Origin of the sequence: Bacillus sp. LBA3-1-1.1, from assembly GCF_040676495.1 — a bacterium.
Classification (GTDB): Bacteria; Bacillota; Bacilli; order Bacillales; family Bacillaceae_G; genus Bacillus_A; species Bacillus_A nitratireducens.
In genome coordinates this window covers 52,975-78,352 of sequence record NZ_JBEGIB010000004.1, presented here as the reverse complement: position 1 = coordinate 78,352, position 25,378 = coordinate 52,975, and the positions used below count along the sequence as shown (strand labels likewise).

At 35.9% G+C, this 25,378-nt stretch carries 23 protein-coding genes; 6 read left to right on the top strand and 17 right to left on the bottom strand.

Annotated elements, in window-relative coordinates; genetic code table 11:
• Positions 1-15: 15 nt before the first annotated feature.
• The 5 genes from MRBLBA3_RS05005 to MRBLBA3_RS04985 all read right to left on the bottom strand — a co-directional run bounded on the left by MRBLBA3_RS05005 (position 16) and on the right by MRBLBA3_RS04985 (position 4,853).
• Positions 16-735 (bottom strand): (Fe-S)-binding protein, encoded by a 720-nt coding sequence (locus MRBLBA3_RS05005; RefSeq protein ID WP_000869146.1) that lies wholly within the window; start codon positions 733-735, stop codon positions 16-18.
• 168 nt (positions 736-903) lie between these two features.
• Positions 904-1,593, bottom strand: a complete 690-nt coding sequence (locus tag MRBLBA3_RS05000; RefSeq protein ID WP_255257118.1) for a FadR/GntR family transcriptional regulator — start codon at positions 1,591-1,593, stop codon at positions 904-906.
• Positions 1,594-1,809: 216 nt separating this feature from the next.
• Entirely contained in the window at positions 1,810-3,210 is a 1,401-nt protein-coding gene (locus MRBLBA3_RS04995; RefSeq protein WP_000494809.1) for a sensor histidine kinase, read from the bottom strand.
• A 3-nt stretch (positions 3,211-3,213) separates the two neighbouring features.
• Positions 3,214-3,885, bottom strand: coding sequence for a response regulator transcription factor (locus tag MRBLBA3_RS04990; protein WP_000049755.1), 672 nt, complete (start codon positions 3,883-3,885; stop codon positions 3,214-3,216).
• Positions 3,882-4,853 carry a YncE family protein gene (locus tag MRBLBA3_RS04985; RefSeq protein ID WP_001224546.1) on the bottom strand — a complete coding sequence of 324 codons (972 nt, stop codon included), beginning with the start codon at positions 4,851-4,853 and terminating at the stop codon, positions 3,882-3,884. The genes MRBLBA3_RS04990 and MRBLBA3_RS04985 overlap by 4 nt, the downstream gene beginning before the upstream one ends.
• 136 nt (positions 4,854-4,989) lie before the next feature.
• Here MRBLBA3_RS04985 and MRBLBA3_RS04980 point away from each other — a divergent pair, with 136 nt between their 5' ends.
• The 4 genes from MRBLBA3_RS04980 (at position 4,990) to MRBLBA3_RS04965 (ending at position 10,253) form a co-directional block, all read left to right on the top strand.
• The gene (locus tag MRBLBA3_RS04980; RefSeq protein ID WP_000898648.1) at positions 4,990-6,105 is read left to right on the top strand and encodes a CdaR family transcriptional regulator; all 1,116 of its coding nucleotides are present in this window, start codon (positions 4,990-4,992) and stop codon (positions 6,103-6,105) included.
• 117 nt (positions 6,106-6,222) lie between these two features.
• Entirely contained in the window at positions 6,223-7,635 is a 1,413-nt protein-coding gene (gene glcD, locus MRBLBA3_RS04975; RefSeq protein ID WP_098318841.1) for a glycolate oxidase subunit GlcD, read from the top strand.
• Entirely contained in the window at positions 7,632-8,960 is a 1,329-nt protein-coding gene (locus MRBLBA3_RS04970; RefSeq protein WP_363380014.1) for a (Fe-S)-binding protein, read from the top strand. The genes glcD and MRBLBA3_RS04970 overlap by 4 nt, the downstream gene beginning before the upstream one ends.
• 465 nt (positions 8,961-9,425) lie before the next feature.
• On the top strand, positions 9,426-10,253 hold the full coding sequence (locus MRBLBA3_RS04965; protein ID WP_000747564.1) for a CAP domain-containing protein: 828 nt from the start codon (positions 9,426-9,428) through the stop codon (positions 10,251-10,253).
• A gap of 40 nt (positions 10,254-10,293) precedes the next feature.
• On the opposite strand, the gene MRBLBA3_RS04960 is transcribed toward MRBLBA3_RS04965, so the two are convergent.
• The 11 genes from MRBLBA3_RS04960 to inhA1 form a co-directional block, all read right to left on the bottom strand.
• On the bottom strand, positions 10,294-10,899 hold the full coding sequence (locus tag MRBLBA3_RS04960) for a DUF1648 domain-containing protein (protein WP_000241837.1): 606 nt from the start codon (positions 10,897-10,899) through the stop codon (positions 10,294-10,296).
• Between the two features lie 91 nt (positions 10,900-10,990).
• On the bottom strand, positions 10,991-11,914 hold the full coding sequence (locus tag MRBLBA3_RS04955; protein WP_000448330.1) for an RluA family pseudouridine synthase: 924 nt from the start codon (positions 11,912-11,914) through the stop codon (positions 10,991-10,993).
• A gap of 99 nt (positions 11,915-12,013) precedes the next feature.
• On the bottom strand, positions 12,014-12,430 hold the full coding sequence (locus MRBLBA3_RS04950) for a hypothetical protein (protein ID WP_000490287.1): 417 nt from the start codon (positions 12,428-12,430) through the stop codon (positions 12,014-12,016).
• 101 nt (positions 12,431-12,531) lie between these two features.
• Complete coding sequence (locus MRBLBA3_RS04945; RefSeq protein ID WP_097811504.1) at positions 12,532-14,724, bottom strand: MMPL family transporter; 2,193 nt, start codon at positions 14,722-14,724, stop codon at positions 12,532-12,534.
• 111 nt (positions 14,725-14,835) lie between these two features.
• Entirely contained in the window at positions 14,836-15,483 is a 648-nt protein-coding gene (locus MRBLBA3_RS04940; protein ID WP_363380008.1) for a phosphatase PAP2 family protein, read from the bottom strand.
• Positions 15,484-15,542: 59 nt separating this feature from the next.
• Entirely contained in the window at positions 15,543-16,592 is a 1,050-nt protein-coding gene (gene potD / locus MRBLBA3_RS04935; RefSeq protein ID WP_000780027.1) for a spermidine/putrescine ABC transporter substrate-binding protein PotD, read from the bottom strand.
• Positions 16,593-16,630: 38 nt separating this feature from the next.
• Positions 16,631-17,431: a spermidine/putrescine ABC transporter permease PotC gene (gene potC, locus MRBLBA3_RS04930; RefSeq protein ID WP_000714188.1), complete on the bottom strand. Its 801-nt coding sequence runs from the start codon at positions 17,429-17,431 to the stop codon at positions 16,631-16,633.
• Positions 17,432-17,437: 6 nt separating this feature from the next.
• Positions 17,438-18,286, bottom strand: coding sequence for a spermidine/putrescine ABC transporter permease PotB (gene potB / locus MRBLBA3_RS04925; protein ID WP_000715507.1), 849 nt, complete (start codon positions 18,284-18,286; stop codon positions 17,438-17,440).
• The gene (gene potA / locus MRBLBA3_RS04920) at positions 18,283-19,266 is read right to left on the bottom strand and encodes a spermidine/putrescine ABC transporter ATP-binding protein PotA (protein WP_000720327.1); all 984 of its coding nucleotides are present in this window, start codon (positions 19,264-19,266) and stop codon (positions 18,283-18,285) included. The genes potB and potA overlap by 4 nt, the downstream gene beginning before the upstream one ends.
• Positions 19,267-19,504: 238 nt before the next feature.
• The gene (locus MRBLBA3_RS04915; protein ID WP_000028363.1) at positions 19,505-20,872 is read right to left on the bottom strand and encodes an aldehyde dehydrogenase; all 1,368 of its coding nucleotides are present in this window, start codon (positions 20,870-20,872) and stop codon (positions 19,505-19,507) included.
• A gap of 171 nt (positions 20,873-21,043) precedes the next feature.
• A complete protein-coding gene (gene inhA1, locus MRBLBA3_RS04910; protein ID WP_212089698.1) occupies positions 21,044-23,431 on the bottom strand; it encodes a M6 family metalloprotease immune inhibitor InhA1 in 2,388 nt (795 codons plus the stop codon).
• A gap of 341 nt (positions 23,432-23,772) precedes the next feature.
• On the opposite strand from inhA1, the gene MRBLBA3_RS04905 reads away from it, so the two are divergent.
• Together MRBLBA3_RS04905 and MRBLBA3_RS04900 are read left to right on the top strand one after the other, a co-directional pair.
• Positions 23,773-23,904 (top strand): anti-repressor SinI family protein, encoded by a 132-nt coding sequence (locus MRBLBA3_RS04905; protein ID WP_212089696.1) that lies wholly within the window; start codon positions 23,773-23,775, stop codon positions 23,902-23,904.
• Between the two features lie 82 nt (positions 23,905-23,986).
• Entirely contained in the window at positions 23,987-24,310 is a 324-nt protein-coding gene (locus tag MRBLBA3_RS04900) for a helix-turn-helix domain-containing protein (protein ID WP_000578889.1), read from the top strand.
• Between the two features lie 76 nt (positions 24,311-24,386).
• Here MRBLBA3_RS04900 and calY read toward each other — a convergent pair whose 3' ends face one another.
• Entirely contained in the window at positions 24,387-24,980 is a 594-nt protein-coding gene (gene calY, locus MRBLBA3_RS04895) for a biofilm matrix protein CalY (RefSeq protein WP_212089694.1), read from the bottom strand.
• Positions 24,981-25,378: the final 398 nt, after the last annotated feature.

Below are 25,378 nucleotides of genomic sequence, written 5' to 3'. Positions count from 1 at the left end.
GCTTATGTTCCCCCTTTATGAGCGACTATTCAGTACCTCAGCAATATGCATTACTTTTACTTCTTTACCTAAACGCTCAATACGTCCGCCAATGTTTAACAAACACCCACAATCTGCACCAATTAAATAATCAGCACCTGTTTCCATTACACTATCTACTTTTTCATCCACCATTTGCTCAGAAATAGGTGTCATCTTAACTGAAAACGTTCCCCCAAACCCACAACAATTTTGCTCGTTTGGAAGTTTTCTTACAGTTAATCCTTTTACGTTTGATAATAAAATCCCTGGTGCCTCTTTTACTCCGAGTAGGCGTGTCATATGACAGGATTTATGAATAGTAGCAATCCCTGGTAAACTTGCACCAACGTCTGTAACTTTTAAAACATCTACAATAAATTGTGTAAATTCATATGTTTTATCAGCAACCTTTTGTGCACGTTTAGCCCATTTTGGATCATCTTTAAAAACATGCGGATACTCATGAAACATTGTCGCACAAGAGCCAGATGGCGTGACGATATATTCTGCATCTTCGAAAGTTTCAATCATATGTTTCATCGCTTCTTTTGCTGCTTCTACATGGCCGCTATTATAAGCAGGCTGACCACAACAAACTTGTGCTTCTGGAAATTCAATTTCACAACCTAAACGCTCCAATACTTCAACTGTTGCTTTACCGACGTTTGTTTCAAACATATCGACTAAACAAGTAACAAATAAAGTAACTTTCATAACTATAATTCCCCCTCATTACAACTTCGCCAACAATCATATGGTCATCAGATGACTAAGACTAGAAGAAGTAGGCTCAACCATGGCCTATCCTCTCCCTCTTCCAAAGAAAACGCTTACTTAATCTCTCTCTATTTTATCAGAAAATTAGATTTTTAAAAGATTAAATTACGAATTTATATCGCTTTTACCTGTGACAATATGTTCTACATTTGTTAAATGATCTAGCATCGCTTGCTGCGCTAATTCCACATCTTGCTTTAACACCGCATCATATATAGATTGATGCTCCTCTAAAAGTCGTTCTGATGTTGTTTGTTCACCATATAAAATAATGCGTCTTGATTCACCAATTGTTTCAGCAATCATCTCTGAAACATGATTCATGAGCTCAAGTAAGATGCTATTATGCGAAGATTGTGCGATTCCCATATGGAACTGAAAGTCTGCTTTTTCACCAGCTTTTTCATCTCCAATGCTTTTTGCCATTTCATCTAACCAATGTTTCATATTTTGCAAATTATCATCCGTACGTTTTGCCGCAGCTGCTCGAACTGCCCCCACTTCAAGCACCTTCCGTACTTCTAATAAATTCAAAATATCCTCTTTCTTCATTAATAACTTATTATTTAATGATTTTGTTAATGAAGAAGAATCGAAATTCTTTACATATGTACCTTCCCCTTGTTTCATTTCAATTAAGCCCATTGCTCTGAGCGCACTTAGCGCTTCACGAACTGCAGATCTGCCAACTTGAAACTGCTCTGCTAATTGATGAACAGGGAGTAGCTTGTCACCAGGTTTTAACGTACCATTTTTAATCATTGTTAAAATAGCTTCAGATACTTCTTCGTAAATTTTTTTTGGTTTAATAGATTTGTACTCCAGTTAAATCACCTCAGTATCTTCCAAACAACAATTGTAACGTTTTATAAGAAATTAACATCCATAACTATTTTAGAACGAATTAGTAAGAAGTACAAATGTTTTGTTCATAAAATAGTCAAATTTTTGATATTTGTTAGATATTAATTAATATATTTCCGTGTAACTATAAAGAGCATGTCTCCGGAATTAGAACATGCTCTCCTCATCTTGTACTTTTAATTTAATAACAACTGTCGTTCCCTTACCTTTTTCACTTTCTATTCTCCACTCACCATCATGTATATGAACAATTTGCCTTACAATTGCAAGGCCTAAACCTGTTCCACCATGTTGACGACTTCTCGCTTTATCTACTCGGTAAAAGCGTTCTCCGAGATTTTCTAAATGCTCTGTATCAATACCTATTCCTGTATCTTTTATGTGCAATTCACAGTAATCATCAATTTGCTTTAATGTTATTATGATATCCCCGTTTTGATTTGTATAACGTATCGCATTATCTAACACATTATGAAGTACTTGTTGCATACGATCATCATCAATCATTACGATAATTTCAGGATTTAAATCCGTTGAAATACGAAGTTTTTTTTCTATAAACTGTAACTCGTACGTATCAAGTACGTCTTCAATAAGCTGTGAAAAAACGATAGGTTGTTTCTTTAGAGGAAAGTGTTCACCTTCTAGCTGCGCTAAATCTAATAAATCATGAACGAGGCGCTGCATGCGATCTGCTTCTTTATGGATGAGTTGCGTTACTTTTTCCTGCTGCGGCCCCTTTGCCACACCATCTAAAATAGCTTCACTATATCCTTTAATATAACTAAGTGGTGTTCTAAGCTCATGCGAAACATTAGCTAAAAACTCCTTACGCTTTACATCTTCTGTTTCTAAAGAATTTGCCATTTTATTAAACGCTTTTCCCAATCGTCCAATTTCATCTTCTGAAGAAATTGTAATCCGCTCTGAGAAATCTCCAGTAGCCAAATGATTTGCAACCCGTTCCATTTGCGAAAGCGGTCTTGTAATAGCAATAATAATTTTTCTACCAATCCATACTGTAATTAGAATCATAGCAAGTGCTAACGGTGCTAAAATAAGGCCCATATCAAATATTAAATCTTTTATACTTTTTAAAGGAATATAGGAGTATACAATACCAACTAATTTTTTATTATCTAAAACAGGAATGACAACACCCATAATATTGCGATTAAAATGTTCTTCATACCCTATCTTAGTCACAGTTTCCCCATCTAATAGTGACTGTCTATCCCCTTCACTTATAAGAGAATGGTGGTGCACATCGAAAGGCAAACATGCACTTAAATCACGCGGATTATACACGAAAAGAACATCTGAACTAGATATTTGATCGTATGCTCTTACTTTCTCTTCAAAAGTGGATACTCCTTCATTTTTATCATATTGCGTAGCAAGACGCTTCCCTTCCATTACTAATGAATCTTTTAAATTGTCCACGTATAGCTTTTCATATGAGTATAAAGATACAAAATAAAGAAAAGAAACTGTTACACATACTGCACATACTACTGTAAGCCAAAGCTTTTGTACCATCGTAAACATACGTTACACCTCAAATTTATAACCTACACCCCAAACGGTTTGAATGTAGTTTCCACTTTCTCCGAGCTTTAGACGCATCGTTTTCACATGCGTATCTACTGTTCTTGTACTTCCTGCATAATCATATCCCCATACCTTTTCAAGTAATTGCTCCCGACTAAATACTTGTCCATTATGTTGACAAAGAAAATATAGTAAATCAAACTCTTTAACTGTAAGTGACACTGCTTGTCCATCCGTCTCAATTCGTCTACTTTTTTCATTAATAAGGATTGGGCCAAATTGAATCTCCTCTTGCTGCTCTTGCTTTGTATACCGTCTTAGTACAGCTTCCATGCGAGCAATTAATTCCCCGGGACTAAATGGCTTTACAATATAATCATCGGCTCCCATACGTAAGCCATTTACTCTATTCCACTCTTCACCTTTTGCTGTTAAAAATATAATCGGTACATCCGATGTTTTTCGAATCTCTTTACAAACTGAAAGTCCATCCATCTCTGGCATCATTATATCTAGTACGACGAAATCATAATGATCATTCTCTAATTTTCGAAGTGCTTCTTTTCCATTTTCAGCTTCTCCCCACTCGTATCCGAAGTTATCTAAGTACATTCCGACAAGTTGTCTCATATCACTTTCGTCATCTACAACTAGCACTTTATATTTACTCATTGCCCTTCCCCTTCTCTCTCTATGAGTTGAAACGGTCCTTTTCCGACTTTAATTGTTTGTTTTATTTTCATATTCTTCATATCCATAACGCATACTTCATCGCCATCATAACTAGCTACATACCCTTCTGCTCCGCTTTTCAAAAATGAAAATGGGTTCGATCCTACTTCTACAGAAGCTACCTCTTGATACGTGCTAACATCAAACTTTCTTAGCGTATTTGAACCGTGACTTAGCGCATATACATACTTATCATCCTTTGTTATATTCACAGGCATAAACGGAGCATGTAAAGAACGCACCATCTCTCCGCTCTGTAAAGAATACACTAATACTTTCTCATTCACTTGACTTCCATCACCATGTCCACCAATCCATATTTCTTTCCCATCAGCGCTAACCGTTGCTCCCGTTGATGCTGGGGGAATCATAAAGGATTGTATAACCTCTTTTTTCTTTGTATCAATTGTCGTTAGTTTCGTATCATAAAAGTTTAGCACAGTTAATCGTTTATCATACTCTACCATCGTTATTGGTCCTTTTCCTGTTGAAACACTCCCTGTCTCTTTCCCTTTTATCGTAAAGAACCTTACCTTTTGAGCATTTTGATCGGCAGCAAATAATTGTTTTTTGTCTTCTGATACGACTACATTCACAATTCCTTTTCCAGTCTTATATTTGTCCACCTGTCTTCCTTCTGTTAGTGAGTATACATACATATATTCTAACTGCTTGCCATATACAAGTATTTCCTCATCATTTGGAAGTAGTGCAATTCCTGCCATCGGTTCATTTAATTCCCATGTCGTGATTAACTTTTTAGATTTTTTATCAATAAAACTAATACTACCTTCTTTTATATTCGTTGTTATAATAACATTTTTATCTTTAGCAATTGGTGTATATGAACTTCCTTGACACCCTACTAATAGAAATAAAAAACAGAGAAGAAAAATAAACTTTCTCAAAAGATTCCCTCCATCTTCGGATGATTTCGTTATAATTGTAAAATAACAAATAAATGTGTGGAAAATGTGAAATCTTCCTTTATTAATAAACTTACATATATAATGTACAACAAATAGAATTTGAGGTGTGCAAATTATGCTTTTTCCTGATTTAGCGAATAAAATTGTACGGGAAGTACGCAGACTAATTACAGAAAATATTATTATCATTAATATACAAGGCGTTATTATCGCAAGTACAGATGCAGAAAGAATCGGTCAATTTCATGAAGGCGCACTCCGCTGTGCGAAACAAAAAAAGACTGTCATTATTACCAAAGAAGATGAAAGGCGACTGCAAGGCGTAAAGGCGGGGATGAATCTTCCTTTGCTATTCCATGATGAAGTAATCGGTGTTATTGGAATCACAGGAGAACCTGAAAACATTTCCCAATATGGAGAGATATTACGTAAAATGACCGAACTATTAATTCATGAAAATTACTTTTTAGAACAGCTAGAACTTGAGCACCGTTCTTATGAAGCATTTGTTTTTGATTGGCTTCAAAATACAGACTGGTCTCCAAGTTTTTTCGATCGTGCAAAAACACTTGGTATTGATTTATATAAGAAGAAACAACTTATTTTGTTCTCTATCGATCAAAATGACACGATGCTTCAGCGTAAAATTTGGCAACACGTACGCAATATATTAACAAAGGAGCATCTCTTTGTTCGCTGGGGAAATGATCGATTCATCTTATTTACGACGATAAGCTCCAAAGAGCAAACTTATCAATTTTTAAAACGATTAAAACAAGACTGTGAAACTTTATTTTCTATTACTTTATATATCGGGATTGGGCAAACAGTTACACCAAGCAATATGAACTTATCGTACGAACAAGCATTACAAGCTCTTTCAGTATCACTTGAAACGAAAAAAATTGTATTTAATGAAGATTTACGTTTAGAAATGTGCTTACAAGATATTTCAACTGAAACGCGGGAACAGTTTCTAGAGCGTACCATCGAAAACTTAATATCATCTCCTGAACTGATGCACACTTTACGTTTATTTATTGATTATAACCAATCCTATAAGCAAACAGCTCAGCAATTACATATACACATTAACACATTGCATTACAGGTTAAAAAAGATTGAGGAACATACAGAACTTGACCCAAAACAATTCAAAGATTTAAATGTTTTATACTTTGCACTTCTATTATTAGATAATCATACAAAAAAGAACGATAAAACAGATTAATCTTTAGATGATTACACATAGAAAGAATCCCCTGACTTTTTTATCATTATAATGAAAGCACTGTTACAACGTTTTTTATTATTACTAAATACGTTAACAGTTTGAGGGGGATTTCCAATGTTAGAAAAGCAAATTATTGATTCATTCGTATCCATTGTTGGCGAAGATAATGTAGATACATCCAATATGGGGCGTTTAACTTATAGTTATGATGCCACTCCAAACTTCCAAGCGATGCCTGATGCAGTCATTGCTCCTCGTAATACAAATGAAGTAGCAGACGTGTTAAAAGTGTGTAACACTCATAAAATTCCTGTATATGTTCGCGGGTCTGGAACAAATCTTTGTGCTGGAACGTGTCCACTTGAAGGCGGCATTGTTCTTATTTTCCGCCATATGAACAATATTTTAGAAATTGACGAAGAGAATTTAACAATTACTGTACAAGCTGGTGTTATTACACTTGATATTATTAATGCAGTAGAAGAAAAAGGTTTATTTTATCCACCAGATCCAAGCTCTATGAAAATTTCTACAATCGGCGGTAACATTAATGAAAACTCAGGTGGATTGCGCGGGTTAAAATATGGCGTAACACGTGATTATGTAATGGGGCTTGAGCTTGTCTTACCAAACGGCGATATCATTCATACTGGCGGTAAATTAGCAAAAGATGTAGCTGGTTACGATTTAACTCGTCTATTTATCGGTTCTGAAGGAACACTTGGTGTTGTTACGGAAGCGATATTAAAACTTGTTCCTATGCCTGAAACGAAGAAAACAATGCTCGCACTATATGAAGATATTAACGAAGCTGCACGTGCTGTTTCTTCTATTATTGCAAATAAAATCATTCCTGCGACACTTGAGTTTTTAGATCAACCGACAATTGAAGTTGTAGAAGAGTTTGCACAAATCGGTTTACCAACTGACGTCAAGGCAATTTTATTAATTGAACAAGATGGCCCGCCCGAAGTTGTCAATCGAGATATTGAAAAAATGGCTAACGTTTGTCGTTCTATGAATGCAGTCGATGTTCGCGTTGCAAAAGATGAAGCGGAAGCAGATGCGCTTCGTACAGCACGTCGTAGTGCACTATCAGCACTTGCAAGATTAAAGCCTACTACAATATTAGAAGATGCAACGGTACCACGTTCACAAATTGCTCCAATGGTAGAAGCAATTAATGCAATTGCAAAGAAATATAATATTCCTATTTGTACTTTTGGTCATGCTGGTGACGGCAACTTACACCCAACTTGTATGACAGATGCCCGTAATGAAGAAGAAATGCACCGAGCTGAACAAGCTTTTGCTGAAATATTTGCGAAAGCAATTGAACTTGGTGGCACAATTACTGGTGAACATGGTGTTGGCGCGATGAAAGCTCCTTATTTAGAAATGAAATTAGGTAAAGAGGGTATTGCAGCTATGCAAGGAATTAAACAAGCCTTCGATCCAAATAACATTATGAATCCAGGTAAAATGTTCGCGAAAGACTCTCGTAAAAGAGTGGTGGTTGAACGATGACGACATTAAATACAGAAAACATTCAAAAGGAATTTAAAGAACGATTAAGTGAAGATGAACTACTAAACTGTATGCGATGCGGCTTTTGTTTACCAACTTGCCCTACTTACATTCAATCTGGGTATAAAGAATCGCATTCACCACGCGGACGTATCGCATTAATGAAAGCCGTCGTCGATGGTTTAATTGAGCCGGATGAGGATGTTGAAAATACATTAAATGTTTGCCTTGGCTGCCGTGCTTGTGAACCTGTTTGTCCATCTGGTGTGAATTATGGACATTTATTAGAAGAAGCTCGTGATATTATTAATCAAAATAAAAAATTCTCAGTGCCAGTGAGAGCCGTTCGTAAAGTCGTTTTTGAAGGACTATTCCCTCATCAAAACCGAATGAGAACATTAACAGGACTAATCGGATTTTACCAGCGGTCTGGTTTACAAATGCTAACACATAAAACAGGGATTATGAAGTTATTTCCTGAAACACTTGCAACGATGGATCTCGTTTTACCAAAAGTCCCTAAAATGAAAGCAATGAAAGATCGTCCTGAATTTTTACCTGCTGAGGTGACAAAGAAGAAACAAGTTGCATTCTTCACAGGTTGTTTAATGGATACGATGTTTTTAGAAACAAATAACGCAACGATGAAACTTCTTCAGTTAGCTGGTTGCGATATCGTTATTCCGAAAACACAAAGTTGCTGCGGTGCATTACATGGGCATGCTGGTGAGAAAAGTGGAGCAAAAGAATTAGCGAAACGAAATATAAAAGCATTTGAAGATTTAAACATCGACTATATTATTACGAATGCAGGTGGTTGCGGAGCTTACCTCGTAGACTATGATTATCTTTTAAAAGATGATCCAAAGTGGGCTGAACGTGCAAAGCAGTTTGTTTCTAAAATTAAAGATATTACCGCTATACTAGTAGAATTAGATTTCCATAAACGTAATGACTTACGACTCACGCCGCAAATCATTACGTATCAAGACTCTTGTCATTTACGTAACGTTATGCGAACATCCTCAGAACCTCGTATGTTACTAGAAGCCATTCAAGGTGCAACATACCGTGAAATGAAAGATGCGGACCGCTGCTGTGGTTCTGCTGGTATTTACAACATTGTTCATTCAGAGTTATCAATGGAATTCCTAGATTACAAAATGGAACGTGTGCATGAAACAGATGCAACGACAATTGTTACTGCAAATCCAGGTTGTCTATTACAAATGAAACTAGGTATCGAACGTGAAGACCTTTCTCATAAAATGAGAGGAATTCACATTGTAGATCTATTATTAGAAGCAATTGAAACCAACTCGTAATAACTCGTAACATACGTAATAATAGGAAAACGGCTATCTCCTTCGTCTATGTAAAGAGATAGCCGCTTTTTTGTCTGCTACAACATTAAAAATATGTTACTTTATTATAAAAAAGAACAACAGAAACATTACAGTTTCGTAAAAATCAATCCATTATATTCCTCGAAAAATCGCTCAAACCATTGATACAATAGGATTCTTCATTTTCTATTTAGGTAACTTTATCCAAAAACCCCCTCTTAAAATGAAGTATAAAAATGCTGAAAATTCCTTTTATACTCTATGTTTCTCTTATTTCCGCCCTTTTCTTCCCTTAGGATAAATTAGGTAATTTTGAAGTCTATGAATTTTTTTCCATCTTTTTTCTTGTAAATTGTATGCTACGATGAATTTGTCAGTCAGACAGGCTGTCAAAAACAAATCGTGTGAAAACAAATTAAAACTTTATATAGGGGGACACACATCATGAAAAAGCGTGTTTTATTATCTGTAGCTGCTGCAACAGCTCTTACTTTAGGAGTATCTTCTTTAGATGCACAAGCTGCAACAGTACAACCATCTAACATAAAGGTTCAAAATATTCAGCATTCAAAAATGATGATGAAGCAAATGAGCCAACAAGAATTACAAGCATTCTTACAATCTATGGGAGTTGAATCATTAGCACAATGGAATCAAGGACAATTCCAACAAGATTGCTTCATTCCTGGTCAACAGCCTACTGAAAATGTTGTGACTGAACAACCAACAGCTAAGCCAGAAACTCAAAAGCCTGCTGAGCAAAAACCAGTTGAGCAAAAGCCTGCTGAAGAAGTTCAAAAACCAGAAGCTCAAAAACCTGCTGAAAACAACAATACTCAAAAACCTGCTGAACAAAAACCAGCTGAGCAAAAGCCTGCTGAAGAAGCAAAATCTTTAAGCGAATTCGAACAACGTGTTGTTGAATTAACAAACGCAGAGCGTACAAAACAAGGCTTACCAGCATTACAAATTGATACTGAATTAAGCAAAGTAGCACGCATTAAGTCTGAAGATATGCAAAAAAACAACTACTTTGATCATAACAGCCCTACATACGGGTCTCCGTTTGACATGATGAAGAAATTTGGTATTTCTTATAAATCTGCAGGTGAAAACATCGCCCAAGGTCAACGTACTCCAGAAGAAGTTGTACAAGCTTGGATGAACAGTGCTGGACACCGTGCAAACATCTTAAATAGCGGCTTCACTCATATCGGTGTTGGCTATGTAGAAAGCGGCAACTACTGGACACAACAATTTATTACGAAATAAATAGATTAAAAGAGTCTTCTCATTAGGAGAAGACTCTTTTTTAAATTTCATAACTTTCTATTATGTACGAATATAAAATGTAGAACATAAATAAAATAGACCCGAAGCTTATCACACTAATTAATACATAAAATCCCCATTCCAGGCTCAAAAGCAATGAAAATAATATGCTACATGCCATCACTTGAAAGATTCGCCTACTAACTAAACGGATTTTTTGTAATTTGATCGGTTCTTTCTCTGTATCCTTCACCTTTTTAAACACCTTACTAAGCATAAAAAGAAACATACTAATTCCAATCGTTAGTCCTGTCTGAAAGAATATAATACTTCTCAAATTAATAAAAAGAATAAGCATATGGATAAACAACATAAATAAAGTAATACTCTTTATAAATTCGCTTACAATAAAATGCTCTCCTTCGTTAAACTTATATATATTATGTGAAATAATATACACGAATCCATGTAAAAAAATAATAAGGACAGGCAGAGATAACACGACAACTTGTTTACTTATAAACTCATTCGCTACACCATTCTCGTTCCAATGCACTGCCATACGAGTTGGTAAGTATGGATAGATGCATAGAGTAAGTAAAAGACAAGCGAAAAATATTCCTAGCACATATTTATATTTGACCAAGTGATTCTCACCTCTCTTTTCTCTTAACGGCTTCGCCTCTTTTAGAGAAACTCCTGCAAAAATCTACCTTTTTCAATTTTCAACTTACACTTTACCCGTTTTCTCTTTCAAATTTTTTCATTGTATTGTTTAATTTTGCAGGGAAGGGTACGTCAACCATGATCTCTTCTTTCGTAATTGGATGCAAAAAATTAATCTTCATCGCATGTAGCGCTTGATGAGACATGTATTTTGTTTGTCCGCCATATAATACATCCCCAACTAACGGATTTCCATTATAGCTCATATGAACACGAATTTGATGCGTTCTACCGGTTTCTAACTGTAACGTTACGAGCGTAGCATTTTGTTTGTTAAAATATTTCTCTACTTTATAATATGTTATAGCTTGGTCTCCCTTTGGAGAAACACGGCGTCTCGTAGCGTGATGTCGATCTCTTCCGATAGCTGCATCAATTGTCCCTTGCTTCTTCTTTACTTTTCCTTCAACAAGTGCCGCATACGTTCTTTTAATTTTCCGTTCCATTAATAAACGATCCATAATTGCACCCGCAATTCTATGTTTTGCGAATACAACACCACCTGTCGTATCTTTGTCTAACCTATGAATATGGCGAACCTTCGTCTCTAAACCTTGCATTTGAAAATGAAAAGCAACAAGATTAGCAAGTGTTCCCGCCCCATTTTTTTCAGATGGATGTGTATCCATTTGCTCGGGCTTATTTACAATGAGTACGTGATCGTCTTCATACACTACATCTAATTCACCATATTCTGGATCTACGCCGTACTCCTCCTCCATAAACATATGAACTTGTAACTTATCTCCTTCTTTTAAAAGTTCATCCCATCTCCTCTGTTCTCCGTTAACCGTAATACCTTTTTCCATACGAAGCTGATGTAATAACTTTTTTGGCACTTCCCATTCTACTTTTAACAGCGATTCAATGCTTATACTATTCCATATCGCTGGAACCGTAATTTCACACCATTCGCCCTTTTTCTTTGTTTCCATACTGTATCACCTTATTTCTATTGATTCTCTCATTGTAACGGAAAACACACTTTGATGCACCGTCAAAAAGAGAAGACAGTCTTATAATAGACTGCCCCCTCATGCTCTAATCCTTTTCATTTCTTGCAATACTGCTTCAGCTTTTTGTTCATACGATAAATCTTTAAAGAAATCTGCCAATCGTTTATAGTCGTTGTATGTATCTAATAAGTCGTCTATCTTCTCTTCTTTCATAACTTGCTGCTTTTGCTTCATTTTTACTGGATAACGATACCCCGATACTTCTTGTATTTTGTAATACTCATCCTCTACTTGAATGACCTTTACAAGTTCCTCTTCTTCCGCATCCATCGTATACCCATCAAATTCTCTAAGCAGTTCATAAATGATATGAGTCCATTCATCTTTTGGATAAAATCCTTTTTCTAACCGATAACCGACAATGCGATACATATGCCCATCTTTTTCAGCAAACTGTACTGTATCATTTAGCTTAAACTTAAAATAACGAAACATTGCCTTCACCTACTTGTATGTAATGTTCTTATCACATACTATTTGCAAAATATAGGCCTTGCTATTCATAAAAAAATACTCACCTTATAGATGAGTATTTTTTAGGACGATTTTTCTTTTTTCTTTCGGAATGGTAACCACCAGTTCCAATCTCCAAACAATTTCATTAAACTTGGTACGAGCATAAGGCGAATAATTGTTGCATCAAGAAATATGGCTAGTGCAACCCCAATCCCCATCTGCTTTACTGGTAAAATATCTGTAAATGCAAACGCACCGGTAACAACAATCATAATTAAAGCAGCGGATGTAATGATACGGCTTGTTGATACAAGCCCTTCTAACGTTGCTTGGTCGTTATCTCCTGTTTCCTCATACAACTCATGAATACGTGAAATAAGAAATACTTCATAATCCATACTAAGTCCAAATACGAGGCCGAAAATGAAAATGGGTAATACAAATAAAACCGAGCTCTCTTCTAATCCGAAATGTCCACCTTCAAACAACCAAATAACAATTCCAATTGTTGCACTTAAACTAAGTACGTTCATAATAATTGCTTTAATTGGAATGAGTATAGAACGGAATGCGAATAATAAAATGACAAAGGTTGACCCAAATATAACAGACATACCAATTGCAACTTTATCTTTAATTTCATCTTCTAACTCTTGTTGGAACGTTGTCATCCCGCCTAAATAATAAGTAACATCGTTTTCTTTATAATTATTTTTGAAATCACGAACCCATTGTTTAGCAGTTTCTGTACGAGGTTTCGTATCCAAAAAGACTTCAATTGTTGTCTTATTCTCTTTCGTATACGCTTCAAATATAGGAGCTATTTTCGCAGCTTCTGGTGATTGTAACATCCCAGCAACTTGATCTGCTTTCATTCCATTTAGCTCGTCATATACACTTTTCACCTTATATACTTGCTTATCATCTTTTAACTTTTGAATAACACCTTCTACCTTTTGTAAGCTTTCTTTTGCTGTCATATCTTTCTTCGTCTCTACTACTAATGTAACATCAGCATGTGTTTTGACAGTTTTATTAAATGCTTCTTCATATTTCTCATAAGCAACCCTTGTGTCACTCTTTTCAGGTAACGCTTCAACACCAGGAAACTGCAAGTTAGCTGTACGTAGCGGTAATAAACAAATAACAATAAATGCTGTAACGGCAATAATCATGACGATTGGATGTTTCATTACAAACTGTGCAAATTTACGCCATACATTTGATGGCGTAGGCGCCGCCTGATTCTTTTTTAATATCCTTTTACCAATTAAAGATAATAGCGCCGGAAGAAGTGTGAGCGAAAATAAAATGCTCATAATAACGACAATCATCCCGCTAATAGCAACAGACTGAATATAATCAATCTTAAAGAAAAATAAACCTGATAAACCGACGAATACACATAACCCTGAAAATACGATAGCACGCCCTGCCGTTTGATACGTAGTCGCTATCGCTTCTTTCACTGTTCTCTTCGCCACTTCCTCTCGAAAGCGATTTACAAATAACAGTGCAAAATCAATTGATAATGCAAGCCCAATCATCGGTGCAACATTTAATACAAAAATAGATAACTCTTTATCGCTACCTATAAAATATAAAATCCCCATCGTACTAATTACACTAAGTACGCCATTTAAAATCGGCAAAATAGACGCAAGCAGACTACCAAATGAGAATAATAGTACGAGAAAAGCAATAGGTAAACCAATCATCTCTGCTACTTTTAAATCATTTTGCGTCCTTTCATTAATCTCTTGATTAATTTTCGGATATCCTGTCGGTGTTACTTTTAATACTGCATTACTTTCCTTCTCAATTTTTTCAGCGAATTGTAATGTCTTTTCCATTCGTTCTTTATTTGTTTTCCCGGAAAATAATATCGTCGCATAACCGATATCATCTTTTAGCATCTCTTTATTTTGCATCGGATGATGGAAAGATTCGTATGTTTCCTTCTCTTGAACGTGATTTATAATTCCATCTATACGCTTTTGAAACTCCTCTTGAGAAGCATTCTTTTCTTTCTCAAAAACGAGTAAAAGCGTATCTTGAGACTGCTTAAAATCTTTATCTAAAATTTCTTTCGTCTTTTGATAATCCCCTTCTGTTTGGAAACCATCACCACCTAATACTCCCGGAAGCTTTGGAGCAAAAATACCGAGTGCTATTGCGAGTAGTAGTAATACGACGATTACTGTATAACGAAATTGATACAAAAAAGCGCCTAACTTCCCCCACTTATCAATTTTATGTATATTGGTTTTCACACATTTTCACCTACTTTATATAATTCACTTGTCATTTATACTGTATCACATCTCCCTATAAACAAAAAACGTCTAGGAAAACTATAATACTAGTTTTTCTAGACGTTTTTTTTATCTCTCGTTATTAAGTCCCAATCTCTCGGTAAGCAAACGATGACAATAAATTGCAATGATTAACAAAATGCCACCTGCGCAGTAACCAGCTAAAATATCAGTCGGGTAATGAACATTTAAAATAACTCTACTTAATCCAATCGATAAAATTAATATTCCCATCAAAATCGTTATAACATATTTCCCAGTTACACTCTTCAAATTTGCCGCAATGATATAAGCAAGAAACCCGAATGTCATAATAGATAACATTGCATGTCCACTTGGGAAGCTATACCCAAGTGCGTCAAGTGCCTCATTTAATGATGGGCGGTCTCTTTTCGCAATTTCTTTTATTCCCTTATTAACAAGATGTGTCGTTAATATGGCCATCGGATACACAATCATAGCAGCATAATAACGTTTCTGCCAAAAAACAAGCAAACTTATAACAAGCGTAGTTATGATCCCAATCTCAGATCCCATCTTTGTAAAGTATGAGAAAAATGTAAGAGAGCTTTCCGTTTGTAACCCTTTTACTAATCCGCGGACATATGTATCCATCATTGTAACACCACCTACATGTACCCTCCAAGCGATGATACTAAATAGAACAAATAATAAAACGATACACATTCCCTCATATTGATGCAACTTCTTCTTCAAGCGATTTCCTCCTACTATGAAAAAATGCGATTTCTACTTTAGAAACCGCATCTTCTCACTTATTTACCTTTTGTTTTTAACTCTGTCCAGTAGCGATCATAGTCTTTTAACTTATCGTCTACATCAACAAGCCATTCTGTACGATCTAATTCTTCTTTCGTTAAGAAAATCATGTGGTTATCACGATATTCTTTACTGTGAAGAGGATGAGCTTTTTCATTTGGATTACTGTAACCAATTGACTCATAGTTTTTCACACTTACTTTTTCATCTAATAAGTAGTTCATAAACTTCTCTGCAAGCTCTTTATTTTTCGCACCTTTTGGAATTGCTAACGTGTCAGCCCAAATTGTGCCGCCTTCTTTTGGTACAACGTACTCTACATCTTTATTATCTTTTGCGATAAATGCTGCGTCTCCAGACCAAACTGTCCCGATCCAAGCATCTTCTGTAATGAATTTCTGTTTAATATTATCTGTATCGAATGCTAATAAGTTTGGAAGTAGCTTCTGCAAATCAGCTGAAGCCGTCTTTAACTGTGCATCCTCTTTCGTGCTATTAGAGAAACCATTTTTCTTAAGTCCCATTCCTAATACTTCACGAGAATCGTTTAATAAAGTAACATGTCCTTTATATTTCTCGTTCCATAAATCATTCCAGCTTGTAGGTGCTTCTTTCACATACTTTTTATTGTATGCAATTCCTGTTACACCCCAAGTATATACTAAAGAATACTTATTCTCTGGATCAAACGCAGGTGTTTTAAAGTTAGAAACAAGATTCTCGATGTTCGGGATGTTCTTCTTATCTAAAGGTGCTAATAAGTCCATCTTCGCCATCGTTTTCACCATGTAATCAGATGGCTGAATTAGGTCATAATTCGCACCACCAGCTTGTAATTTCGCAAGCATTTCTTCGTTACTTGCGTACTTATCATAGTTAATTTTCACGTTATATTTCTTTTCAAAATCTCTTAAAACTTGCTCATCAAAATTGTCAGCCCAGCTATAAATGTTTAATTCTTCTTTTTTCTCACCACAACCAGCAAGTACACCTGCAGCAAGACTGAAGCTAATTGCTACACCAGCTAATCTCTTCACTAATTTCATCGGTTTATTACCTCCTTGTACTTTCTATATCATTCGTATTATAAAGGAAGGTGTCCTCCAGAGTTTTCTTCACCATCTGCACCTTTGTTACGGAAGATTTCAGATAGAACCATTAATCCTACGATAACAACAATTAAAATTGTAGAAAGAGCATTAATTTCAGGTGATACTCCGCGCTTAACCATACTGTAAATATATAATGGCAATGTTGTTGATCCTGGTCCTGATACGAAGAAACTAATTACAAAATCATCAATTGATAATGTGAATGTTAATAATGCTGCTGAAACAACTCCCGGCGCAATTGCTGGAAACGTTACATAGCGAAACGTTTGCCACGGTGTTGCTCCTAAATCATTTGCAGCCTCTTCTAAATCACGTCCCATACTTGAAAGACGTGCCGCTAAAATAACAACAACAAATGAAATACTGAATGTAATATGCGCAATAATAATCGTTACTTGTCCAAGTTCCATACCTAATTGACTAAATAAGATTAGTAAAGATAATCCCATTAAAATATCAGGAATTAGAATCGGTAAGTATACAAGACCATTAATAGCCCCTTCAAAACGATATTTATAACGATGTAATGCAATCGCAAAAATCACACCAAGAATTGTCGTTACAACCGTCGTTATAACTGCAATCGTCATACTATTTATAAACGCATCAATAACATCTTGTTTTTGAAATAAATCTGTATACCAATGGAATGTAAAGCCTTCCCATTCCGCATTAATGCGCGAATCGTTGAAGGAATATACCATTAAAACCATCATTGGAAAATACAAAAACAATAAAATTAACCAAGAATAAGAAACTAGAAACTTCTTCATCTTTGCCTATTCCCCTCCGTTCCCATCATATTTATATACTTTCGTTGCACGATAATATAAGTAAATTAACAGAATAGAGAATAGAACAACAATCATAGATAACGCAGAACCAAACGGCCAATCACGCGAACCTAAGAATTGATTTTGAATTACGTTTCCGATTAACGCTACCTTCGATCCACCCATAACGTCTGATACAACAAACATTCCGATAGAAGAAACGAATACTAAAATAGAACCAGTAACAATCCCTGACATCGTCATCGGTACCGTTACATTCCAAAATGCCTTTACTGGTGTTGCTCCTAAATCATAAGCCGCCTCTAGCTTACGCTTATCAAGCTGCTCAATCGCTGCATACACTGGTAAAATCATAAATGGTAATAAAGAATATACCATTCCGAGTATTACAGAGGGTGTATTATATAGCAGATTTAAAGGTTCACTAATAATACCTAGTTTCAATAGCAATGTGTTTACAAGACCTTGTGAACGTAAAATAACAATCCATGCGTATGAACGAACAAGGAAGTTAATCCAGAACGGAATCGTTGCCAATAATAAAAGGATAGAACGATATTTACGATCAACAATTGTAATTGTATAGGCAAATGGATAACCAATTAATAAACATAGTACTGTCGTAATAACCGCAATTTTTACTGTTTCCCATAACGTCCCCATATATAATGGATCAAACACACGCGCTATGTTATCTAATGTAAATTTCATTTCCACTGTCCCGTATGCTCCGCGCTGCATGAAGGCAAATGCTAATACGAATAAAAGTGGAATTAGGAAGAAGATTAACAGCCATACGACTGTAGGTAATGCGAGTAATTTCCCTTTTTTCAATTTAAGGTCACCTCGTCCTCTTGCTCCCAGCCTACATATACATTATCTCCAATGTTCCACTGCGCTGCTTCTTCAGCAGTTTGATAAGCCATCAGCAATTCTGCTGTTTTCTCATCACGTACATACAGCTTTTCCATATTTCCAACAAACTCAATGTCTTCAATATGTCCAAGATGGTATTCTTTTAAAATTGATTGCTCAACCGAACGAACCTTTACGTTTTCAGGGCGAACTGCTACATAGTTTTCCCCATTTTTTACGATATTATTTTCACCGATGAACGTCGCAACGAACAATGTTTTCGGCTTATTATAAATTTCTTTAGGCGTGCCGACTTGTTCGATATGCCCTTTATTCATAACAACAATACGATCACTCATACTCATCGCTTCTTCTTGATCATGCGTTACGTATATGAACGTAATTCCTAAATTACGCTGTAAGTTCTTCAATTCACGTTGCAAATCTTTTCGCAACTTAAAGTCAAGCGCTCCAAGTGGCTCATCTAATAGTAATACACGCGGATTATTTACAATTGCTCTTGCAATTGCTACACGCTGCTGCTGTCCACCAGAAAGCTTTGAAGGTTTACGATTACGAAATTCAAGTAACTGCGTTAAACGCATTGCCTCTTCCGCACGTTCTTTCTGTTCTGCAGCTGGTACTTTTTGCATTTTCATACCGAAACAAATATTTTTTTCTACATTCATATGTGGGAATAGTGCGTAATGCTGGAACACTAAGTTCATATGACGCTTGTATGGTGGCAAATCGTTAATCTTTTCATCATCTAATAAAAGATTCCCTTTAGTTGGAGTTTCAAATCCTGCGATCATACGGAGTAAAGTCGTTTTCCCGCAACCACTCGGCCCTAAAATTGTTAAAAATTCTCCTTCTTTAATATCTAAAGAAAGAGGTGGGATAATCACTTGATTTCCAAAATGTTTTTCTACTGCTTCAACTTTAATAATCTTTTTCATTTTCCCGTCCTATCTACCTTAAATTTTAATTTTTATATTCATGAATAAATATTTATGTTCTAATAGACTCTTTTTTGTTTCGATCCAAACAAAAATGGTTATTTAGCAAGCGTTCACTTCTATTCTATATGTAGTATGTTTGATTCATTTTCGCATGATACATATGTCGAACAGAAAAACCCCTTCCATTGCGAAGGGGCTATTACCATACGGCTACGCCTACTGATAAACACCATCATCATTTTAACAACTTTCGTATGAATTTTAAAGCACTTTTTGTAGAAGAGTAACGAATTTTCATGTCGAATGCTGTAGATTGGGACAAAATGCTTTTATAATGGGAAAAAGTCCGAAAACTTTGTTCACCATGATAGCCGCCTAATCCACTGCTCCCCACTCCCCCAAAAGGTAAATATGGCGTTGCAAGATGATACACAACATCATTAATACATCCTCCGCCATATGGGATATTATTCGTCACTTGCTCTTGTACTTTTCTATCTTCAGAAAAAACATATAAAGCTAACGGCTTCGGATGTTGCTGAATCGTTTCAATTACATCTTCTAGTTTGTCATACTCAATGATTGGTAAGATTGGTCCGAAAATTTCATCCTCCATAACAGCACTTTGCCATGTAACATTTGTTAAGACTGTCGGCTCAATGTGCAATGTTTCTTTCTTATAACTCCCGCCAATCACCTGCTTACCGTCTTGTAAAAAGGTACATAATCGTTCAAAATGACGATCGCTCACAATTCTTACGTAATTGTCATTTTGTAAAGGCTCTTTTCCATATTGCTCCGTGATTTCATGTCGTAATGCCTCGATTAGCTGTTCTTTCACTGAAGAATGAACGTACATATAATCAGGTGCCACACACGTCTGTCCCGCATTTAAAAATTTGCCCCAAACGATACGTCTTGCAGTTACATCTAGCTTCGCATCTTTATGCACAATACATGGACTTTTCCCGCCAAGTTCTAACGTAAGAGGCGTTAAATTTTTCGCCGCTGCTTCCATCACAACTTTTCCGACTCCAACACTACCTGTAAAGAAAATATAATCAAACGGCTCCTTTAAAAGTGCAGTGCTTTCCTCCACACCGCCTTCTACTACCGATACAAGCTCTTCTGGGAATAACTCTTCTATCATTCTCGTAAGCACATTTGAAACGTTTGGTGTTAACTCTGACGGCTTTAAAACAACTGTATTTCCGGCTGCCAATGCTCCTACTAGAGGTGCAATCGCTAACTGAAACGGATAGTTCCACGGTGCGATAATAAGCGTCACACCATACGGTTCTGGCACTACTTTCCCCTTTGATCCAAAATGAGTTAGTGCTGTTCGAACTCGCTTCGGTTTACTCCACGATGACATATGTTTCAATTGAAAAGAAATTTCTTTTAATACATATCCCACTTCCGTTGTAAACGACTCATGAGCTGACTTATTTAAATCTAATTTCAATGCTTGAAATATCTCTTCTTCAAAACGCTGAATTCCATCATAAAGCTTTTTTAAATTATTTTTTCTTGTTTCTATACTTCTCGTATATCCATTATAAAAATATTGCTTTTGTTTATTTACAATAGAAGAAATACTCATTCACTCACCTTCTCCCACTATTTTTATCCAATTCTTTCATTATTTATATAGACTTTATATGTAACAAATTTCTATACGTAAAGTTACATTATATATGACTTTTCCAGCTATATAAAATTCATTGCTCACAAAAAAACTACCGAAAGAAATTCTCTCGGTAGTTTTACTGTATTAACGGTATAAACGAACAGCACCTGCAGAATTATCATCAGCTTGTCCTACTACTTCAAACTTCAGACCAAGCTTCGGTAAAATACGTCCTGCATCTGGAATTTGCTCATTAATATACTTTTTAGAGTCATCAAACTTCGGTACTCCTGGTAATCCATCGTATACGAATGTTCCACGCGTTGGAGATACAACTTTCCAAGCTGGCGTTTTGTCGAATGAGAACGCCGAATCAGCAATTTGGAATCGCGTACTGCTTTTAAATGTTGGTTTGCCATTTAGAGTTCCTGCAATTGCTTCTGGATGAGAGTCAACTACACCAAGGAAACCATGTCCTGGATGTATGCCAACCCAGTTATCTGTGTAAGCTGAATCCGCATACCATACAACCATACCAGTGTTATATACTGGACCGCGAGCAAATTTCAATGCGTTATCTGAACCCGCATAGTTTCTCCACTCTACATAGTAGTTATGTTTTTTCTTATCCATTCCGTTAGATGCAACGAAACCATCCAATTTGAATTGTGGTGTACCTTCTGCATCATCAGAGAATGCAACATTTCCATCTACAGTTAGTGACGCGTTATCAAGTGTGAATCCATTTAACGCTAATCCACCATCTGTAATATATTCAAATACTAGTTTCACTTTCTTACCTTTGAATTGACTTAAATCATATGATTTATCAACCCATTTTCCATTTGTCGTAGCTGCATTTCCACTATTTGCTTTCTCACCAAGTCTTTCAATCAACGTTTTTTGACCGTCTTCTGTTACAGCGTGTACTTCAAGGAAATCGTACTCTGCTTCGATTTCATACAATGACTTATAATCGAATTTTGCAGTCGTTGCTTTCGTTAAATCGAATAGTGGCGTTTCCATCGTTGTATGAAGGTCATCACCCTTTGTGCTGTAGTAATACTGTTTACCAAATGCAGGCTGAATTCCTTTTACCTCTTTATCTGGTAAGTTAACACGAATCAGACCTGGACGATCTGACTTCGTAACACTTTGGTCTAAGTATGTTGCTAGACCGATACCTTTATTTAATTTCTCGTAATCTACCTCTACGATATTTGCCCAGTTACCACCTATTGTTTTTTGGAAAAACTCTTTATTTTGTGGTGATAAACTCGTTGGTGTTGTTCCAGCAATTTTACCAGCCCAGCTACCGCCACTCATAATAGACCAAGCTTCAACCGGCTCACCATCACCGCTATATTGTGTATCATACTCATCTGGAAGACCTAAATCATGGCCATATTCATGTGCGAATACACCAACCGCGCCATCTTCTGGTTCAATTGTGTAGTCGAATGCTGCCATATTTCCGCCCCAATATGGAACTTTCGCTTGTGTACCTTCAATTGCGAATGGTTTTGGTCCAACTGTCCAGCGATGTGACCAAATTGCATCATCACCTAATTTACCGCCACCTGCTTCTTGTCCAACACCCGCATGAATAATCATTAAGTGATCGATTAAACCGTCCGGTTGATTTTGATTTCCATCACCATTTACATCGTATTGATCGAACTGATCAAACTGTGATAAATCAAGTCCGCTATCTACAGCTGCTTTTAATGCATCTTTTACTAGATCACGTGGTCCTTTTGGTCCTTTATTATCATGACCTGTACCAGCATCAGCACCATAATCAGCTGCTTTACCAGGAACCGTTAACCATTTTGTAACTGTTCCATCCACTGTATAGCTACCACCAGATTGCTCTTCATAATATTGTTTAAACGTTTCAATTTTACTTCCATCATCTAGTGTAAACGGCTCGTTACCGAATAACATTTTTTCATAATGCTCTTTATTAAAATCGTTGGAGTACATGTAACCAGGCTCTTTATCAATATTGTTATGTTTGAAATCAGCGTACTCTACAAGCAAAACAAGTACTTTATCTTTACGAACTTCACCGTTATATTCTTTTTGCTTAGCAGGTGAAGTTGGCACTTTCCCATTTAAGCCGCCTCTAACTGGACCTGCTCCTGCTGCAGTCCCGTTTGCTGGTTGCTCTAATTTTTCTTTCGTGTCTGCTTTCGCATCTTTCACTTTCTTTAAAAAGTCAGATGCATCTTTCGTAAGTTGGTCCCCATTTGCCGCTTCTTTCCCAGGATTTTCACCCTTCTTCTTCTCTACATACTTTTCGACAGCTTTCTTTGTTTCTGTCCCTGAAGCAGATGAATCAATTACCCCACGTTTTTTTAGCGCATTTGCTAATCTCTCTTCTGGGATTAAGTGATCATCCACTGGGCTTGTAGCTGTCTTATTCTCTGGCGTTTCAGCATATGTAGGCTGACTTCCAGCACCAAGTGACAAGCCTAGAACAGCTGTCAAAGCAATTGATGATAACACTTTAAACGGTTTCTTTTTCATCCCTTATTTCCTCCCCTAATATAAAATATGTATTACATATTTTATATTATTAAAAATTCAATATATTTTCAATATTTAGTTATATTATGTAATTTTTTTAATATATTTGTAAAAATTACATAGTTAGTATACGAATATATCACAATTCAACAATGTTTTCAGAAAATATTGAAAATATTTGTCAGAAACTTTATAATCGCCATAGAGGGAATTTAATGGGGATTTTATCTTTGTTTCATCTACAAAATATTCGATAATTTGACACATAAAATATAAAAATCGGTTAATTATCGTCTACTATGTAGCAGCAATTATGACCAATAATTAGGGAGGAATTACACTTGTACAAAGATAAGGCTGACTCACTAGATCAAGAATGGATTGATTTAATACTTGAAGCTCTAGATGCTGGCATTGCCCTGCAAGATATTGAACACTTTTTTCAACGTATGAAGCATACGAGCCAGGCTTAATAGCCTTGTTCTTTTTAACGAATTTTATGTTATAATAATGACATCATAAGACGACTACATATTGATAGAAAGGTGCGCAAATATGATAGGAGAACGTATAAAACGCCTTCGTTTACAAAAAGGTATTTCACTAACAGAACTCGCCGAAAAAGCTGGTGTCGCTAAATCTTACATTAGTTCTATAGAACGAAATTTACAAAAAAACCCTTCCATCCAGTTTCTTGAAAAAATTGCAGCTGTTCTACAAATTCCAGTCGATACTTTACTTCACGATGAAACAACTACGGAAAGTCATCTAGACTCCGAATGGACACAGCTCGTTAAAGATGCGATGAGCTCTGGTGTCTCAAAAGAACAGTTTCGTGAGTTTCTCGAGTTTACACAATGGAAGAAAAATCAAAAATAATACATAGTAAGGAGTGCTTAAAACGGCACTTCTTTTTCTTTATAAAAAAAAAGCGGGGGATACCCGCTTTTTTTTATTATTTTTCTTCGCCATCTGTTTGGCTTGCGTTGAATGTCCATTCTAAGTTCAATGAATCGCCTTGGAATTTGTTTTGATCTTTACCATCATCTTCGAATACAAATTGTACCCATAGATAGTCTTCTGTTCCAGCTTCTAAGCCACCTTTTTCACCCCACTCTGGAGCAAAGATGTCTTTAGCTAAAACATCTGGATCCACATTTTGTAAATCTGCTAAAGTTGTTTCATATACAGGCTCACTTTGTTTATCCCAGTTCCAAAGGAATTTCACTTTAATATGCTTACCGAAGTCTTCACCAGCATTATCACCTTTTGCATCTGCAATACTGTACTTTGTCGCTAATTTAACATCTTTAATTGCTAACGTTCCGTTGTTCTGTAATAAGAACTCTTTCTTAACTGAATCCCCTGGCTTTAGGTCTTTAATATCAACAATTGTTTTAGGGTTTAAAGCAAGATCTAATGTCCCAGCTGCAAATGTATTGTTCGACACTTCTTTATCGCTAAAGAATGCGAATGTTCCTCCACCAATTAAAGATAACCCCAGTGCTGCTGATGCAACTCCCATACCTAATTTTTTCTTTAGACTCACAATAAATTCCCCCTAGCCATTTTTTGTATTTTTACATGCTTATTTCTTATTTCAAATACGAGGTGTAACTAAAACTATATTAGCTTAGCTAATATTTGTTCTTTTTTGAAAACCTCAAGTTCATTATAACGAACGAAACTATATAAATACAACATATTTTTTGATTATTTTTATTTCTCAACATTTTTTATTTTTCCCAGAAAATTATTGAGAAATAAAATAAAACTTTAATCAGTGGTTTTTGTCCATCCCCACTGATTATTAACCTTCACCAAATAGCGTGCGGCCAACTAACTTCCTCGCATTCGTTGAATTTTTTGGCCCTTATACCTTCGAAAAAAACAAAGCAAACAGATGAGTAGTAGGGCTCTCTCATCTATTTGTCTTATGATTGTATT